This is a genomic window from Erwinia mallotivora, assembly GCF_000590885.1.
GTDB classification, from domain to species: Bacteria; Pseudomonadota; Gammaproteobacteria; order Enterobacterales; family Enterobacteriaceae; genus Erwinia; species Erwinia mallotivora.
This window is the reverse complement of the sequence record NZ_JFHN01000021.1, coordinates 37,199-53,141: the sequence shown is the minus strand read 5'-3', so window position 1 is coordinate 53,141 and position 15,943 is coordinate 37,199. Positions and strand designations below refer to the sequence as shown.

12 protein-coding genes and 2 pseudogenes are annotated in these 15,943 nt (G+C 51.4%); 4 read left to right on the top strand and 10 right to left on the bottom strand.

Going from position 1 to position 15,943, the window contains the following annotated elements; translation table 11 throughout:
• From BG55_RS21325 to osmB, 3 genes and pseudogenes are all read right to left on the bottom strand, one after another.
• Positions 1–639 (bottom strand): annotated as a pseudogene (locus BG55_RS21325) (hypothetical protein); the annotation flags it as partial.
• Positions 639–1,718: a hypothetical protein gene (locus BG55_RS02995; protein WP_152542596.1), complete on the bottom strand. Its 1,080-nt coding sequence runs from the start codon at positions 1,716–1,718 to the stop codon at positions 639–641. The gene BG55_RS02995 and the pseudogene BG55_RS21325, both read right to left, overlap by 1 nt.
• 283 nt (positions 1,719–2,001) lie before the next feature.
• Entirely contained in the window at positions 2,002–2,220 is a 219-nt protein-coding gene (osmB, locus tag BG55_RS02990; protein ID WP_034934216.1) for an osmotically-inducible lipoprotein OsmB, read from the bottom strand.
• Positions 2,221–2,532: 312 nt separating this feature from the next.
• Here osmB and BG55_RS02985 point away from each other — a divergent pair, with 312 nt between their 5' ends.
• Entirely contained in the window at positions 2,533–3,234 is a 702-nt protein-coding gene (locus BG55_RS02985) for an L-ribulose-5-phosphate 4-epimerase (RefSeq protein WP_034934214.1), read from the top strand.
• Between the two features lie 102 nt (positions 3,235–3,336).
• On the opposite strand, the gene BG55_RS02980 is transcribed toward BG55_RS02985, so the two are convergent.
• The 4 genes from BG55_RS02980 to BG55_RS21320 form a co-directional block, all read right to left on the bottom strand.
• Entirely contained in the window at positions 3,337–5,268 is a 1,932-nt protein-coding gene (locus tag BG55_RS02980; RefSeq protein WP_034934212.1) for an exoribonuclease II, read from the bottom strand.
• Positions 5,269–5,490: 222 nt separating this feature from the next.
• Positions 5,491–7,803 carry an FdhF/YdeP family oxidoreductase gene (locus BG55_RS02975; RefSeq protein WP_034934210.1) on the bottom strand — a complete coding sequence of 771 codons (2,313 nt, stop codon included), beginning with the start codon at positions 7,801–7,803 and terminating at the stop codon, positions 5,491–5,493.
• Positions 7,804–8,131: 328 nt separating this feature from the next.
• Complete coding sequence (locus tag BG55_RS02970) at positions 8,132–8,512, bottom strand: YebF family protein (RefSeq protein ID WP_034934208.1); 381 nt, start codon at positions 8,510–8,512, stop codon at positions 8,132–8,134.
• A 50-nt stretch (positions 8,513–8,562) separates the two neighbouring features.
• A complete protein-coding gene (locus tag BG55_RS21320; RefSeq protein WP_052018659.1) occupies positions 8,563–9,384 on the bottom strand; it encodes a lipid II-degrading bacteriocin in 822 nt (273 codons plus the stop codon).
• Between the two features lie 336 nt (positions 9,385–9,720).
• Between BG55_RS21320 and BG55_RS23475 the strand changes: the two are divergent.
• Positions 9,721–9,954, top strand: a pseudogene (locus BG55_RS23475) (hypothetical protein); the annotation flags it as partial.
• 60 nt (positions 9,955–10,014) lie between these two features.
• Here the strand turns inward: BG55_RS23475 and BG55_RS02960 are convergent.
• The 3 genes from BG55_RS02960 to BG55_RS02945 form a co-directional block, all read right to left on the bottom strand.
• Positions 10,015–10,413, bottom strand: a complete 399-nt coding sequence (locus BG55_RS02960) for a TIR domain-containing protein (RefSeq protein ID WP_034934206.1) — start codon at positions 10,411–10,413, stop codon at positions 10,015–10,017.
• Entirely contained in the window at positions 10,410–11,717 is a 1,308-nt protein-coding gene (locus tag BG55_RS02955) for a tetratricopeptide repeat protein (protein ID WP_235192700.1), read from the bottom strand. The genes BG55_RS02960 and BG55_RS02955 overlap by 4 nt, the downstream gene beginning before the upstream one ends.
• A gap of 969 nt (positions 11,718–12,686) precedes the next feature.
• The gene (locus BG55_RS02945) at positions 12,687–13,661 is read right to left on the bottom strand and encodes a helix-turn-helix domain-containing protein (protein ID WP_034934202.1); all 975 of its coding nucleotides are present in this window, start codon (positions 13,659–13,661) and stop codon (positions 12,687–12,689) included.
• A 311-nt stretch (positions 13,662–13,972) separates the two neighbouring features.
• On the opposite strand from BG55_RS02945, the gene oxdA reads away from it, so the two are divergent.
• Together oxdA and BG55_RS02935 are read left to right on the top strand one after the other, a co-directional pair.
• Positions 13,973–15,019, top strand: a complete 1,047-nt coding sequence (gene oxdA, locus BG55_RS02940) for an aliphatic aldoxime dehydratase (protein WP_034934201.1) — start codon at positions 13,973–13,975, stop codon at positions 15,017–15,019.
• A 30-nt stretch (positions 15,020–15,049) separates the two neighbouring features.
• Positions 15,050–15,919 (top strand): transporter, encoded by an 870-nt coding sequence (locus BG55_RS02935; RefSeq protein WP_235192699.1) that lies wholly within the window; start codon positions 15,050–15,052, stop codon positions 15,917–15,919.
• The last annotated feature ends 24 nt before the right edge of the window (positions 15,920–15,943 follow it).

The following is a 15,943-nucleotide window of genomic DNA, read 5'->3' as shown; positions in this document are numbered from 1 at the left end:
CAGCTCAGCAAACGGGCTGTGTGCCCATCCCTGTTTTTTCTTCGCCCTGAGTGCGTCAGGAAACACCAGCGGGTGCATATGCCACTGATTTTCTTCCATGTAAGGCACAAGATGCATCCAGCGCGTGTCCGTCAGAATCTTCACGCTCCAGGCGTACCATTCCGGCGATTCCTTCTTCATCGTGGGTGATAAGAAAGACTTCCAGATCGGATCTTCCGATGAGTAGTACCACTCACAGGGATGTTTCACGCACAGACGGTACAGGTAATCGCGCATTGACGGGTTCTGTACCGCCCGCCGGTACTGTTCCGGGTAGTAGCCGGTAGATTTTACGTCGTCAATTTTGTTCAGCAGCTGTCGGTAGTTGAACGCCACCGCCTTGCTCCAGGGCTTCCCGTCGTTATCCGCCACGCTGAAAAACCGCTCAAAAATTGTCTTCACCAGCCCTTTCGGCTGCTTCTTTCCATCGAGATGGTCAAAGCTCGCCGGGCTGTCTGTCGTCGTTTCAAAACCCCGACCGGTGAGGTCATATTGCGACAGCAACTGCATATCCGACTCTGCCAGCAGCCCGTGCGATGTCCCGCCCGGCCAGTAGCGTTTCCCTTCCTGGTCCGTCACAGCCTGCCCGGACAGCGCCATCACCTTTCGGTCTGCGTGGTTATCAGGCCCGGGTATACCTTTCCGTCACTGTCTTTCAGGTACACCGGAATGCCCTTCGGACAGCGGGCAAAGGCGGGCGTGTCACGCCCCGTGCCTTCCGGATTGCTCAGGAAGCGCGGCAGGTCATCCGTGGTCAGGCATTCGATATGCACCTGATAGCGTTTTTCATGCCCGTCCTCAGTGGGAACCTGAAAATACCCCAGATGGCCCACCGGGTCTCCGGCGTTAATGGGGCAGGGGGTGGGGCATACCACCGTATCAAACTGCACGGCTTCACGTGACGGCGGCAGGAATGGCGACCACCACGCCGGACGGGTGGCGCTGTCGCGGGCCGGAAGAAGATTGCCGCTGTCGCACAGCGTCCACACCCGGTCCCCGGTTTTCAGGCTCATTCTGCCCGAAACCGGCTCCGCCAGCGTGACGTACGCATACTGTCGCCCGTTGCTTCCGGTCATCATGCCGGCGCTGTCCGCTTTGTCCCATGTCACCCGCGTGCCGGATGGCAGCACCGTCGCCATCCACTGCCGGGACATGTCGACATACGCATTCAGATGCCGGCCGTCCGCCACCTTAAACGCCGTACTGTCCTGCCCCGGGTAGGCCAGCCACGGCGCGAGGTGCATGTACAGTGTGTAAAAGGTCAGCGCGCCCTCTGTCGTTTTCCCTGGCTGAATACGGTGGCGAATAAGCACAAAAGACCCGGAGTAGCACAAATCCCCCCCGTACCACGGCACGCTGAGGTAATCCCGGTTAATCCGGTACGCCACCACCTCACCGTCCACCATACACCGCACGGGCTGCTCTCCCGGAAATGGCAGCGGAAAATCCAGAGCCTCATTCATCGCCTGACCGCTGAGCGCACACCACGGGGTGGTGGCATCACTGATGTGGATGCCTCCGTGCCACATGCCGTGGCGGCCAATAAGCCAGTGCCCGGCGGCTTCACCCTCAAGATGTGCCAGAATTTCGCGGAGGTTACTGAACTCTCCACCCCGGTTATTTTTTGGTACCGGCCAGCGTATGGTCGGGAGCAGCGGAGCATTTTGTGTCTTAAGCATACCAAATCCTTTTAGTTGCTCTGGTTTAATACCGGCCATCATACACCGTAGGTGTTTTATCGCCGTTGCTGGAAGAGGAAATAAGTAAGATTTTTAAGATGGGATTTGATTATTGTCTGGCAATATTATCAAAAAATTACTGAATATGCTTTTTCTGACCAGTATCAGTCACCAGCAAGTATTCCAGTATTAGCAATAAATATGGCCCCTGAAGGGGCCATTGGTAAATAATCTCTGTATCAGAGAGGGAAATTGTCGGCTGTGCGATATCTTTAACTCAGCGTTAACGGCTGATCTGATGTCCGATAATTCCGCCTACGGCTGCACCACCGACGGTGCCCAGACCACTTCCGTTAGTCAGGATCGAGCCACCGATGGCACCGGCACCTGCGCCGATAGCTGTGTTGCGGTCGCGTTTGGACCAGTGTGAACATGCGCTCAGGGAAAGCACTAAGGTTGCGGCCAGCAGGCCAGCGGTAATACGTTTTGCAGTTATTGTCATTTTTCACTTCTCCATCATTGCTGCTACAGAAATTCTCTTTGAGTATAGAGAGAACTCTGCGTACCCGGCCGCCAGTGCTGCATTATTATTGCGACTCGTCTCACTAAGTAACAAAGTCACAATGGCTTAACGCATTCTTTCGGCTTGTTTACATTGTATGTGGTTCTGTTTTACCTGACAGGTAAAAAATCTTAATTCCCGCCACAATTCTGGGGTCTCCAGCCAAAACCTGCCTTTCATCCAGCCAGTACATCCATACCCTGTATCGCCGGTGCGGGGGAAAATGAAGTAAATGGCCAGGAGAGAGAAACAATGCTGGAAAAACTGAAACAACAGGTGCTGGAGGCGAACCTCGCCCTGCCGAAACATGGACTGGTGGTCTTTACCTGGGGCAACGTCAGTGCTGTGGATCGCGACAGCGGCCTGATGGTGATTAAGCCTTCCGGTGTCGGCTACGAAGTGATGAAAGCCGAAGATATGGTGGTGGTTGACCTGGACAGCGGCAGGGTGATCGAAGGTGAGATGCGCCCCTCATCAGACACTGAAACGCATCGGGCACTCTATCTCGCCTGGCCTGACGTGGGCAGTATCGTCCATACCCATTCGCGCCATGCCACTATCTGGGCGCAGGCCGGACGGGATATTCCGGCATGGGGAACGACTCATGCTGATGATTTTTATGGTGCAATACCCTGTAGCCGGCAGATGACGGCAGAAGAGATCGGGTCGGCGTATGAATGGCAGACCGGCCAGGTAATTATTGAGACTTTTCGTGACAGAGATCTCGACCCCGGCGTGATCCCGGCTATTCTGGTCAATTCACATGGACCGTTCTGCTGGGGGAAAACCCCGCAAAGTGCGGTGCATGCTGCGGTGGTACTGGAAGAAGTGGCTTACATGGGGATTTTCAGTCGGCAGCTGACGCCTGATTTACCGGCAATTGCTCAACCGCTGCTTGACTGCCATTACCTGCGTAAGCATGGCAGTAATGCCTGGTACGGCCAGAAAAAATAGTTTTTCAGCGGATGAAAACATCTGCCAGCCGGGATAAATTGCAAAAGGGAAATTCAGGGCGGAAAGGGCGGGATAACAACGGTTATCCCGCCTGGTAACGCTCTACGCTGCCGGACGCGCCACGATGCTGCGGGTTTCCATACGAACTTCCGCAATGGTGACCTCAATCAGGTCAGTCACCCGATAAACAACCTCGCCTTTGATCTGCACGCTGCCATTTTCCTGACTGCATACCAGCTCATCCCGCACGGCGTGGATAAACGGGGCAGGGATAAAGGCTACCGCGCCGTTGGCAGTCAGACGCACGCGCATTCCGCCACGGGAAACATCAATAATCTCTGCGCCAAACCGCTGGTCGGTTCCGGCGGCTTTTTGCAGAAAGCGGGAATAGAGCCAGTCACCGACATCACGCTCAGCCATCCGGTTCAGACGACGGCGTTCGCTCATCCTCACGGTGACCTCATCCTGCGGACGGGCAGCCTGTTCTCCACGTACCAGCGCTTTCAGCAGACGATGGTTAATCATATCGCCGTATTTACGGATAGGAGATGTCCAGGTGGCGTAGGCTTCCAGACCCAGACCAAAGTGTGGACCCGGATCAATACCGATCTCCGCAAACGACTGGAAGCGGCGAATACGGCTGTCGAGGAACTGTGTCGGCTGCGAATCCAGCTCACGACGCAGTTTACGGAAGCCCTCCAGCGTGGCAATTGCCAGCGGATCGACTTTAACACCATGATTTTCCAGCACCGCGGCGGCCTGCTCGGCACTGGCTGCATCAAAGCCCGGATGGATGTTGTAGATGCCAAAGCCCAGCGTGTCGCGCAACACCGTGGCTGCGCAGATATTCGCCGTGATCATCGCCTCTTCAACGATACGGTTAGCGATACGTCGGTGCTCTGCGATGATATCCAGCACTTCACCCTTTTCACCCAGCACGAAGCGGAAGTCAGGGCGATCTTTAAATACCAGCGCGTGGGTCTGGCGCCATTCGGCGCGGGCCAGGCACAGACGGTGCAGCAGGCGAATCTGACCGGCAATGGCCTCACTTTCCGGCTGCCATTCCCCGCTGTTTTCCAGCCAGTCTGAAACGTTGTCGTAAACCAGTTTAGCTTTTGACTCAATCCAGGCCGCGAAGAAATGCGGTTCACCCAGCGCGCCATCAGCGCTCACGCTGACGCGACAGGCCAGCACCGGGCGGCGCTCATGCGGGCGCAGCGAGCAGACGTCGTCAGACAGCTGACGGGGCAGCATCGGAATATTGAAGCCTGGCAGGTAGTTGGTGAAGGCACGCTGAGCGGCAATACGATCCAGCTCACTGTCGGCGGCGACCCAGGCGGTGGGATCGGCAATGGCGATGGTCAGCGCCAGCGCACCTTCCGGCGTCTCTTCCACATACAGCGCATCATCCATATCTTCGGTACTGGCGCTGTCGATGGTGACAAAAGTCAGCGCGGTCAGATCTTCACGCGTCAGCTTCTCGTCAAGCATTTCACCGGCCACGCCTTCAGGGGCTTCACGCTCCAGGTTATGGCGGGAAAGGGTGACCCACCACGGGGCAAGATGGTCATCACCGGTAGTGATAAACGCGGTCAGTTCGGCGTAAAAAGTGCGATCGCCTTTCAGCGGATGACGACGCATCTCAGCCACCGCCCAGTCACCGTCCTGGAAAGCATGCTTCACATGGCGATCGGCACGGCACTGGATGGCATCTTTCAACAGGGGATGGTCAGGAACAATCGACAGACGATCGTCTTTCTTCTGCACACGTCCCACAAAGCGGCTGAGGAAAGGTTCAACCAGCTTTTCCGGATCGGCAACTTCACGGTCCTTGTCGGTTTGCAGCACGGCAATCACCCGATCACCATGCATCACTTTCTTCATGAAAGGAGGGGGAATAAAGTAGCTTTTCTGCGGGTCGACTTCCAGAAAGCCGAAGCCTTTTTCAGTGCCTTTAACCACACCCTCAACACGCGGCGTCTGGGAGTGGAGTTTCTCTTTGAGCTGCGCGAGCAGCGGGTTATCCTGGAACATAATCTCAATAGTTTTCGTGGCCTGTAAGCGGCAGACAGTTTTACGCGATTAACTCTCTCGCGGCAAGTAAAAAGCCAGGGCATCGCGGCTTTCGCGCGGTGATTAAACGGGAATATGACAGCGATCAACACCACTCTTTTCTGAATGATGTCGCTCGTTCTCCCGGGAAGCCGTTTGTCCAGGCCGGGGCCGTCCGGCCTGGATTATCGCGCTATTTCGGGATCAGGCAATACGCAGGTCAGATTTAACCGCTGAAAGGGTAATTTTGACCGGGATTGATTTTGAGGTTGGCGTTCCGCTGCCATCACCGAAGCTGGAGAGCGGAACCAGCGGATTGGTCTCCGGGTAGTAGGCGGCCAGATTGCCGCAGGGAATGTTGTAAGGCACCAGTCGGAAACCTGAGACTTTGCGGGTAATGCCGTCATTCCACAGCGTTTCGATATCCACATCATCCCCGGCGGCAAAGCCCAGACTTGCCATATCCTGCGCATTAATAAACAGCACCTCACGCTGGCCGTAAACGCCGCGATAACGGTCGTCCAGTCCGTAAATGGTGGTGTTGTACTGATCGTGAGAGCGCAGGGTTTGCAGGGTGAAGGGCACCTTGACATCCTCGCCTAACTGCGGAAACAGGGAGTCCGGCAGGCGGGCAGCACTGAACTGCGCTTTATTATTGCGGGTATTAAAACGAAATTCGGCCGCTGCGTTGCCGAGATAAAAGCCCCCTTTGATATCACAACGGGCGTTGAAATTGCTGAATCCGGGAATGGTGGCGGCAATGTGATCGCGGATCTTGTTGTAATCCGCCGCCAGCGCCAGCCAGTCCACTTTTTCCCCACCGAGAACCGCATCGGCAATGCCGGCAACGATCGCAGTTTCCGAGCGCTGAGTGTCCGCCACCGGCTTACCGACGCCTTCAGAGGCATGAACCATGCTGAAGGAGTCCTCGACGGTAATAAATTGTGGGCCGCTGGCCTGGATGTCCTGTTCGGTACGACCCAGCGTCGGCAGGATCAGTGCATCCTTTTTGCCGGGGCAGAGGTGGCTGCGATTCAGTTTGGTGCTGATCTGCACGGTCAGGTCACAACGGCGCAATGCTTCCTCGGTACGGGGGCTGTCCGGCGCGGCGGCGGCAAGATTGCCGCCCAGCGCGATCAGGACTCTGACCTCGTCACGCAGCATGGCTTCCAGTGCTTCAACGGTGTTGTGGCCCGCTTCTCGCGGTGGTTCGAAATTGAAGTGGCGGGCAAGGCTATCGAGAAAGGCAGCGGAAGGTTTCTCATCAATCCCCATCGTGCGGTTACCCTGCACATTACTGTGCCCACGGACGGGACAAAGCCCCGCCCCTTTTTTGCCCAGTTGCCCAAACAGCAGTTGCAGGTTGACGATTTCCCGCACCGTATCGACGGAGTGTTTGTGCTGGGTAATGCCCATCGCCCAGGTGCAGATCACCCGTTCCGCACTCTGATATATCGCTGCCGCTTCGCGCAACTGCTGCTCGCTCAGGCCGGATTGTTGGGTTATCTGCTGCCACTCCGTGGCGGCAACCTGCTGAAGCCAGGCCTCCACGCCTTCGGTATGGGTGCGGATGAATGCTTCGTCGAACAGGCCCGGTTCGCCTTTTGCCCGTCGTGCCGCGTGGGTTTCCGCCAGCGCTTTAACCATACCCCGCACCGCTGCCATATCCCCGCCGAGGTTGGGCTGATAATAGGTGGAGCTTATGGTGCCGGCTTTACTGGTCACCACTTCCAGTGGTTTTTGTGGATCGGCAAAACGTTCAAGTCCGCGCTCACGCAGCGTATTGAAGGTAACAATTTTTGCACCGTGATCGGCGGCATGGCGCAGGCTGTGTAGCATTCTGGGATGGTTGGTTCCGGGGTTCTGCCCGAAGACAAAAATGGCGTCGGCGTGATCAAAATCATCCAGACGGATGGTCCCTTTGCCCACGCCAATACTCTCTTTCAGGCCGGTGCCGCTGGCTTCATGGCACATGTTGGAGCAGTCAGGAAAATTGTTACTGCCATGCATCCGGCCAAACAGCTGATAAAGCCATGACGCTTCATTACTGGCGCGGCCGGAGGTGTACAGCTCCATCTGGTGCGGGTTATCCATCGCCTTAATATGGCGGGCGATCAGTTTAAAAGCGTCGTCCCAGCTGATGGGTTCATAATGGTCGGTTTCCCGGTTATAACGCAGCGGCTCGGTCAGCCGCCCCTGATATTCCAGAAAATAATCACTCTGTTGAGAGAGCGCGCTGACGCTGTAGCTGGCAAAAAAACCAGCATCAACATAACGGCGGGTCGCTTCCCAGGTCACGGCCTTTGCGCCGTTTTCACAAAAACTGAAGGTGCTTTTATTGTCGTCACCCCAGGCGCAGCCGGGGCAGTCAAAGCCTCTGGCCTTATTCATGCGCATCAGGTTGCGCATATTTTTCAGAACTTGTTTGCTGTCGAAGACGAAGCGGGTGGTCGCTTCAAGAGAGCCCCAGCCGCCCGCAGCGGCCCGGTAAGGCTTGATAGCTGTTTTGAATTTCATAGTGCTTCGCAGGTTATGAATATGTTTATTTAATGTTAGCAGTCTATTTCTGATTTACAGGGAAGTGTGAGGTGAGTAGAAAAAATTGTCTAATTGATAGCTTTAATCATGCGATAGGTGCGGTTTATGACACAAGTACCAATGAAGATGAAACGTGAAAAATGTCATGAATATCTGAGTTCCGGCCACCTCGCAGATTCGGGTGGCGGATATCTGGTATTTCAGGTGTGGTGAACAGCTTGTCTGAAGCGGGCGAAAAGGTTGAGGTGCTCAGTGTGGCAAATATCATCGCTGCATGTAACAGTGTTTGAGGGACTCTGTAGTTACTCTATTTTATACCAAACTCAACGGTATCAGTCTGGCAATCTAACAAAGCTATCAATTGTTTCGTATTATTATCAACTCTTTGTGTTAATGGCACCATCCAGATGTTTTTTTCCAGGGTTATATTTGTAAAGTCAATTAAAATTCCGTTTTTCTCAGCGACGTCTTGTGCGACAGAAAATGAATTCCAGTCATCAATAGAGTTTGTTCTCGCTCTGATCACTTCAGACACAACCTCCTGATTGTTATAATGCAGACACGCATTCTTTATTTCATCAGAAACAGCGCCGGGTCTTAGCCCTAAAATAATCAGATAAAATCCCAGCGTCATAATAACTATTAAAAAAACTAAAGAGTATAAAACTATTTTAACGAACTTTTCCATATTCTCATCTCCAGTTCTCACTGAAGATGAGAACTATAAAAGTTCTATGGTCAGAAATTAACAGGCGTTTGACCATTTATTTGGATCTCGAAAGGAACACCGTTAAAACGTTCACCCAACCAGCGGCCAAATGTAGTTAAATCTTCATTGGTTTTCGACCTGTGTGTGCTGGCATTGAAGTTGTACAGGTCCGGCACCTGAGCACGAATAACACCGTTGAATCCCCAACTTCCTGATGCATTACGAGTGAATACACCATCAAGTTGAAGAGTTATATTTCCCAGAATATAAGGCATAAATACGTTTGTCCCTGCCGTATTATATGGGAATGAAAATGTCATATTGTGCTGACCGGGTCTACCTGTAGAATTCATTCTCTCATTGAATCCTGGAATATCATTTGGTTTTAGAAACTGGAGCGCCAAAGTACTTATGTCAATGCTCATTCCCCTACCATTTCCAGTAAGATAATTATTAAGTGCTGAAATTATCGCATATGGGTTGTTACCGAGAGTGGGTATTCCCTGGTCCAGCCTCATATCAAGGCGTTGTTTTGAATTCCACCCTTGTGCTATATATGTCCCATTATTTGGTTGTTCTACCATGCATTTATTGAGAAAAATGCAATCACGAAGAAAAATGATTGCATTTTTTTGTTTTTCGACTTCAAATTTTGTACTTTTCAATATCTTCGATAAAGCAGTAAGAGCCCGATTGTAATAATTACCGGACTGAAAATCTATCGCCAGCTGTGCCTGTGGAGGTGGTCCACCAACGATACTTCCTCCGCTTGCTCCACCTGAGGGCATCATAGAGGGATCTGGGTTTCCTCCTGGCACTACTGGTGAGATGACAACCATGTCATTTGACATAAAATACTCCTTTTATATAGTCTTTGAACTTAAAAACAACATAAAATTAAATGTTTAAAAATATCGACACAAGAATAAATTGCCAGATTTGCGACTTTGATTTATTTTTTTTTTGACATTCAAGATTAACACTATGATTTTGAATAAAAATATCCCAAAACGTATACCAGTCATGATTTGCTGTTTATTGTTTGCTTTTTTAACAGCTACATACATGTTAAATTTGGCACGGTTATAACTGGTAATACGGCAATAAAACCAGCCAGTTTGCGGGGAAAATCTATAATGAGGTGTTACGGGCGATAGAACTGAAAGTACTATTGAGACGAGCAGGAAAATCAACTGTGTGAACTGGAGATGGTTACTAATGCCATGGTATTGTGCAAGCCCAATTATATGTGGAAAAATCTGAGCTGGATGCACCTTAATGGGGAAAAACCCAGATATGAGGATATCACCCGGTTATCTCCGTTGAAATACGTTCATATATGTTCTGCATCAATATACATTTACGCTGTCGTAGCGTGTCAGGACATGAAAATTCATAACATCAGATTTCAATGTAAATAATCAATCTGGCGGACGTTTTAGTTCCACCAGAGCTCAAACCGTGTGACAGATTATAATCAATCAGCACTCTTGTATTGCGGTGATGATTGAGGGAGTGTACCAGCCAACAATAATTTTGGCATTATCTGTCACAACCTTTGGAATTCGTAGTGAACCATGGGGTCTTATCCCTATCACTGGAATCTGATTTTTGACTGCCGTTTCTATTTCCCATTGCATCCATTCACTGTGGCAGGTATACATACCTGCAACTACTATAAAAACGTCGGATGATTTTATTTTTTCCCTTAATACTCTTTTAATATAGGTTGCATCTTCTGAGTTGACAGGTTTGTCTACAGTCACTTCCTCATAGGAGGCAATCAAATCTGCTTCTTTATTTAGTTTGTCCTTTAGATTGTTCAATGCATCATTATAATCCCAGCAATGACTGATGAAGACATGGTAACTTTTTTTCATTTGTTTGATTCCATTTTATTTTCATTAAAAGAGTCGAGATCCCATGATTTGTCAGATAATGAGGTGAATTTTCTCCTGTAATCTTCTTCCTTAACTTTCAACCCCAGATATGCAGCGGATTTAGCCGCCGTTGCATAAACCCATTTTTTATCATTTCTTTCGTGAAAATTTTCTGATTCTATTATTTCTTCGGTTGTTGCAAAAACTGCCTGGAAGATTTGGGCTGCACTCATCTCATTAAATATAACATCTCGTGAATTTTTTTCTCCGGCATTCCTGAGTTGAACAGATTTCTCGTGGAAACAAAGAGCAAGGTTTTCACCATTGTAATAGTCTTTTTTTATTGTATATCCACGATTATAGAACTCGATAGCTTTATTTAAGAAAGAAATGTCCTTTGTGTCATGCCAAATGTATTTGTTTATAGCTCCTGCCATACCTGTGGTTTCTGGGTCGTTACTTTCTTCAGGTGAAAGTTGAGACAAAATAACCATAGCTTCCATGCAACACATTACTCTGCTTTTAGAATCTGATTTTTCTTTGTAAGTGCATAAGGTTAATCTCTGGATAAGGTATTCATCTCCGGGTCTTATCTCTAAAGCTTTTCTGTAATATTCCTTAGCCTCAGTAAAAGATCCTGTTTTAATACTTTCTTCTGCTTTGTTAAAAATCCTTTTCCACTCATTCTCCGCATCATCAGAGTCCCTGACTATCTCCGTTATTTGTTTAACCGTTAACATCGGCGTGTTCAGATCAGGTAAAAAAGTATATACAGGGCTGTCCGTGCGACTTTCGCTCATCGCTGAGGTGATAAGATTTTTTAGTTTCTCTTTTATTTTTCTTGCTTCAGAACACCCAATATCTTCCCCTAAATGCTCATATTCAACTGTGGCTACATGATTCAAATCGAAGTGTAAGATCCCCGATTTTTCAGACATGACGATAGTAGTTCCTTTTTTCAAAGCATGCCTGACACCTAATTCATATATGGCATTGGCGTTGCTTGTTGATATATCTGCTATAACAATATCAGCTGATAATAATAGTCGATACATTTCAACATCTATGATGGCAGAGTGACTTACTTCATCAGCTCTGACGCATTTTATATTTAATTCTTCGACCGCAGGTTTAATAATTTCGTTATATGTTGCATCGAGATTCAGGAGCTTCCCGGAGCGGAAGTCTGTTTTTTTACCAAATCCCATAACAACAAAGCATAAAGATGCTGATTTTCGTTTGCTCAACGCACTCACCTTCAGGCAGTAAACTGTTTTTTTAGTTATATATACAGCTCCTATCATATTACATTTTCTTAAGTTTTCACTTCTTTTCTGTCACAACGAGCCACCGTGCCTGCACTGTGCTCTCGTTGCCAGCAATCAGCAGAGGGCCTTCATTGCGCTCAGAGCCTACTCACCAGGCGTTATTGTCGCAGCCACTCTGGACAAGGACAGTACGAAGAAACCGGAGCGCACACGGAGTACGTGAGGATTTCGATCACTCCACAGGTTCAAAATGGCAAGTAAATTAGCCCTGATGGGCCAGACTTTTAGCGTTCTTTTCAGCAGCAGTTTACTCCCGGTGGCACGGTGAGCTCAGCAATTATCAATAGAAATATATTGTTCGGCTGATTGACAAGCTGATCTTTAAATGTAAACTGTACAGTACGGTTCACTTATGAGGTCAGTTAACATGATGTCAAAACTCTCGTTCGGTCTGTGTATCCTCGCGGCAACAGTGGTGTTGTCCGGATGCGTCTCACTCTTCTGAAACAGGAAAACAATGATGAAGCCACTCTTCATTTTTCTGATGACCACAGCGGCGTTTGCTTTGTCTGGCTGTCTCTCCATCGGTACACATATCTGATAACGCGCCTGCTGATGACCCGGCACGGATAAGCGTTATCAGCCAGCCAGAAAAATTGTCTTTATGGAGGCGGTTTTAATTACAGGTTAAATAAGCTGTAGCGAGCCTTTGATAAAAAAAACTGCTTTCTCTTCAGCAAAATTTAAGTGCCGGCATGAAAAGGCAAAATATCCTTCGTCCGTGGAGCACGCCTGCATGGTGCGGTTCAGGTCGGAAATACATTTATTCTCCCTAGCGTTATTTTCCCTAACGTCGGCAGATAGCCTGCGGCTTATTTATTCTTATGAGGTGCTCTCTGTGAAACTTATTTTTAAAAAATCTTTACTGACTCTGATTATGATCGCGGCCGGTATGGCTACTTCTTTTTCCTATTTTATCGACTGAAATCCTGAGCAATAACCGCATCAGCGGCAGGCCACCGTTACCTTGCGGCGGGATGCAATCAGTGAGTTGGGGGTAACGCCAAATGCTTTGCGAAACGCATGACTGAAGTGCGAAAAATCAGAAAAACCATAGTCCAGCGCAACCTGAGAAACGCTGGCTGCCTTGCCGTCAGCCAGCGCATCCCGGCTGGCTGTCAGTCGCTCCTGCCAGATAACCGCCGCCGGAGTCAACTGATGGCGGGCAAAGGTGCGGGTGACAGTGCGCACGGAGACGTAATGGGCGAGGGCGATATTTTCCACATTCAGCTGCGGATTGCTGAGGTTGCGACTGATGTAATTGCGCATTCTGGCATAGAGATCGGCGCTCCCGGGCTGTCCATCCGCGCTCTGCATCTCCAGGCTGAGGATCAGCAGATCCAACAACGTTTGCGAATAGCGTCTCGCCAGGTCTGGTTGAGCGATCATCAACGGTGACTGGACGGCCTGGCCAATCATCTGGCGCAGCGGGATGACGCCCGGCCTGGCATCATCCAGTACCGTGGCGGTTAAGGTTTCCGCACTGGCTACTTTGCCAGCCAGCAGATGTCTGGGGATACGAATCAGATGGTTATTTCTGCCGCCGATACTGAAGCGAAAGGTCTGTGCGGCATCGTAAAGCACCAGATTTGTGGCGGCGAGGCAGGCTTTACGTCCTCCCTGTTCTAACTCTCCGAAGCCATCCTGAATGTAACCCAGCCAGAGATCATCTTCCGGCCCCGTTCTTAAATGCTGCGCTTTTCGCTCCCAGTGATGCAGGGTTGAGCTGAGCGAACAGATATCCACCAGTCCCACTTCCCGCACCGCCAGTTCCCCTTCGAAATACCCCTGGGCAGGCGGTTTACCGTCAGACGGAATACAGTGCCGCAGCACCACGTCATTCCAGTATTCGAAGCGGTGAGGAAGGGAGATGTTTGCAGTGGAGTAACAAATATCACGGGAAGCGGAATCAGAATTCACGGCGTCACCTCACAGTCATACTGCCTGTCGGAAAGGGTTGTTTCAGACTGAAAGCAATATTTACGCCAGACTCGCCATGCGCCCGGATCCGGGCACTAAGGGCGATTTTTGTCACCGGTAACGATAAATCATGCACTGTTGGCGGGCATCGATGCACCGCGTCATCACCTGCGCGCTGTATTCTCTGCCGCCTGCGCCGACTGTCCTTGCCAGCCAGGCGGTTGTCCGACTGAGCCAGGCATCCTGCGGGATTCTCCTTAGTATCACTGGTGTATTCACTTACCGCCGCGATGGCACACCAGGGAGTTTCTATGGAATCAGCAATTGATAAACATCTGCAATGTCCCCGTACGCTTTCCCGTCGGGTGCACGACGACTACCAGCCACCCTTTCCGATGTTTGCCGGGCGTGCCGGTGAAGATCTGACCCAGGTGGTGATGGCCTGTATGGGTGTTCAGTTTCGCGAGGCCGATCGTGCAAAAGCGCTGGCGGGGATGCAACACCTTGTTGCCTCTTTCCGCATCGGGGAGGGTCCCGGCCACTACGACATGACCTTTCATACTGATAATCAGGGCTACGGGAATTTTATCGTGATGGGCTACTGGCGCGATCCGGCCGCCTGGTGCCGCTGGGTGCGTCAGCCGGAAATTGACGGCTGGTGGTCTGCTGAGCAGCGGCTGTCCGACGGCATCGGCTGGTTTCGCGAAATCATTGCCCCCAGGGCCGATCAGTTAGAGACGCTGTATGCCTTCCAGCAGGATCTGCCTGGCGTCGGGACGCTGATGGACAATATCAGTGGTGAAATCCAGGAGCACGGTTACTGGGGATCGGTTCGCGATCGCATTCCGGCCTCACAACATGACTGGCTTCAGCCTGACGGTGAGTTACGCATTATTTCCGGCGATCCGGCGGCAGGCGGTAGGGTGGTGGTGCAGGGCCATGACAATATCACCCTGATCCGTTCCGGACAGGACTGGGCAGAGGCCGACGAGCAGGAGCGCGCACTCTATTTCAGCGAAATGCTGCCGCCGTTGCAGGCGGGTATGGATTTTCTGCGTGATGAGGGGCAGGCGCTGGGTTGTTACAGCAACCGCTTTGTGCGCAACGTCGATATTGACGGCAATCTGCTGGATATTGCTTACGATCTGGGCTTCTGGCGTTCGCTGGACAGACTTGAGCGCTGGGCTGAATCACACCCCACGCATCTGCGCATTTTTACCACCTTCTTTCGGGTGGTGACCGGGCTGCAAAAGCTGCGGCTCTACCATGAGGTATCCGTCTCGGATGCCCGATTCCAGACCTTCGAATACATCAACTGCCATCCCACCACCGGGATGATGCGCGACGCGGTTCGTTAATTTTTCCATTCTTATCTTTTGGGGTCCGCCATGATGCAAGGATTACGTTTTTTCCTGCCTGCCATGTTGCTGTGTAGCGCGTCCGTCCGGGCGGTGGAAGTTGCGCCAGGGGACTACAGCCAGTTCGCGGATGGCACCACCGTTGGCCTGCTTTACTATCAACACGCCTCAACCGGCTCTGCCTGGGCTGAGGGTAAAAAAGTCGGCACGGATTACCGGATCAACTCGGATATCGGCATGTTGCGTCTGCTGCATACCGTGCAGATAAGCGATACCGCCACACTCGACCCGCAGTTCCTGCTGCCTTTTGGTCATCTCGCCAGCGGTGGCAACGCCGACGCGCTCGGATCGGCCAGCGGCACCGGGGACCTGATCCTCACCGTACCGTTAAAAATACGGCTCAACGCCAGCGGCGATCTGTTTGGGTTTGCGCCTTATCTCTCTCTTCCCACCGGTAGCTATGACCACAATCAGGCGCTGAATCTCGGTGAGAACCGCTGGAAGGTTGACCTGCAAGCCGCCTGGGTGAAATCGCTCAGTGAGAAGTGGGCGCTGGAGATGGTCGGTGACGCCATCTGGTACGGGGACAATAACGATTATGGTCCCGGCTCGGGCCGCCTTCAGCAGGACAATGCCTGGACCGCGCAGCTGATGGGCCGCTATATGCCGGATCCGACCCTTTCGCTGGGCGCGGGAGTCGGACAGAGCTGGGGAGGCAGTAGCACGCTGGATGGCAACCGGCAGAGCGGGGATGTCCGCACCAGCAATGTCCGGCTTACCGCCACCAAATTTGTCACCCCTCGCGACCAGGTGCAGATCCAGCTGGGCCGCGACTTGCGGGTGGAAAACGGCGCAGCAGAGGATTTCCGACTCAATCTTCGCTACGCCAGGGTGTTCTGATGCTGTCCTGGCAGGCCAGGTGGT

Excerpts from the sequence above, each read along its gene's own strand:
- BG55_RS21320 (WP_052018659.1), bottom strand. The coding sequence starts at position 9,384 with ATGTCAAATGACATGGTTGTCATCTCACCAGTAGTGCCAGGAGGAAAC.
- BG55_RS02970 (WP_034934208.1), bottom strand. The coding sequence starts at position 8,512 with ATGGAAAAGTTCGTTAAAATAGTTTTATACTCTTTAGTTTTTTTAATA.
- oxdA (WP_034934201.1), top strand. The coding sequence starts at position 13,973 with ATGGAATCAGCAATTGATAAACATCTGCAATGTCCCCGTACGCTTTCC.
- BG55_RS02980 (WP_034934212.1), bottom strand. The coding sequence starts at position 5,268 with ATGTTCCAGGATAACCCGCTGCTCGCGCAGCTCAAAGAGAAACTCCAC.
- BG55_RS02985 (WP_034934214.1), top strand. The coding sequence starts at position 2,533 with ATGCTGGAAAAACTGAAACAACAGGTGCTGGAGGCGAACCTCGCCCTG.
- BG55_RS02975 (WP_034934210.1), bottom strand. The coding sequence starts at position 7,803 with ATGAAATTCAAAACAGCTATCAAGCCTTACCGGGCCGCTGCGGGCGGC.
- osmB (WP_034934216.1), bottom strand. The coding sequence starts at position 2,220 with ATGACAATAACTGCAAAACGTATTACCGCTGGCCTGCTGGCCGCAACC.
- BG55_RS02960 (WP_034934206.1), bottom strand. The coding sequence starts at position 10,413 with ATGAAAAAAAGTTACCATGTCTTCATCAGTCATTGCTGGGATTATAAT.
- BG55_RS02955 (WP_235192700.1), bottom strand. The coding sequence starts at position 11,717 with ATGATAGGAGCTGTATATATAACTAAAAAAACAGTTTACTGCCTGAAG.
- BG55_RS02995 (WP_152542596.1), bottom strand. The coding sequence starts at position 1,718 with ATGCTTAAGACACAAAATGCTCCGCTGCTCCCGACCATACGCTGGCCG.
- BG55_RS02935 (WP_235192699.1), top strand. The coding sequence starts at position 15,050 with ATGATGCAAGGATTACGTTTTTTCCTGCCTGCCATGTTGCTGTGTAGC.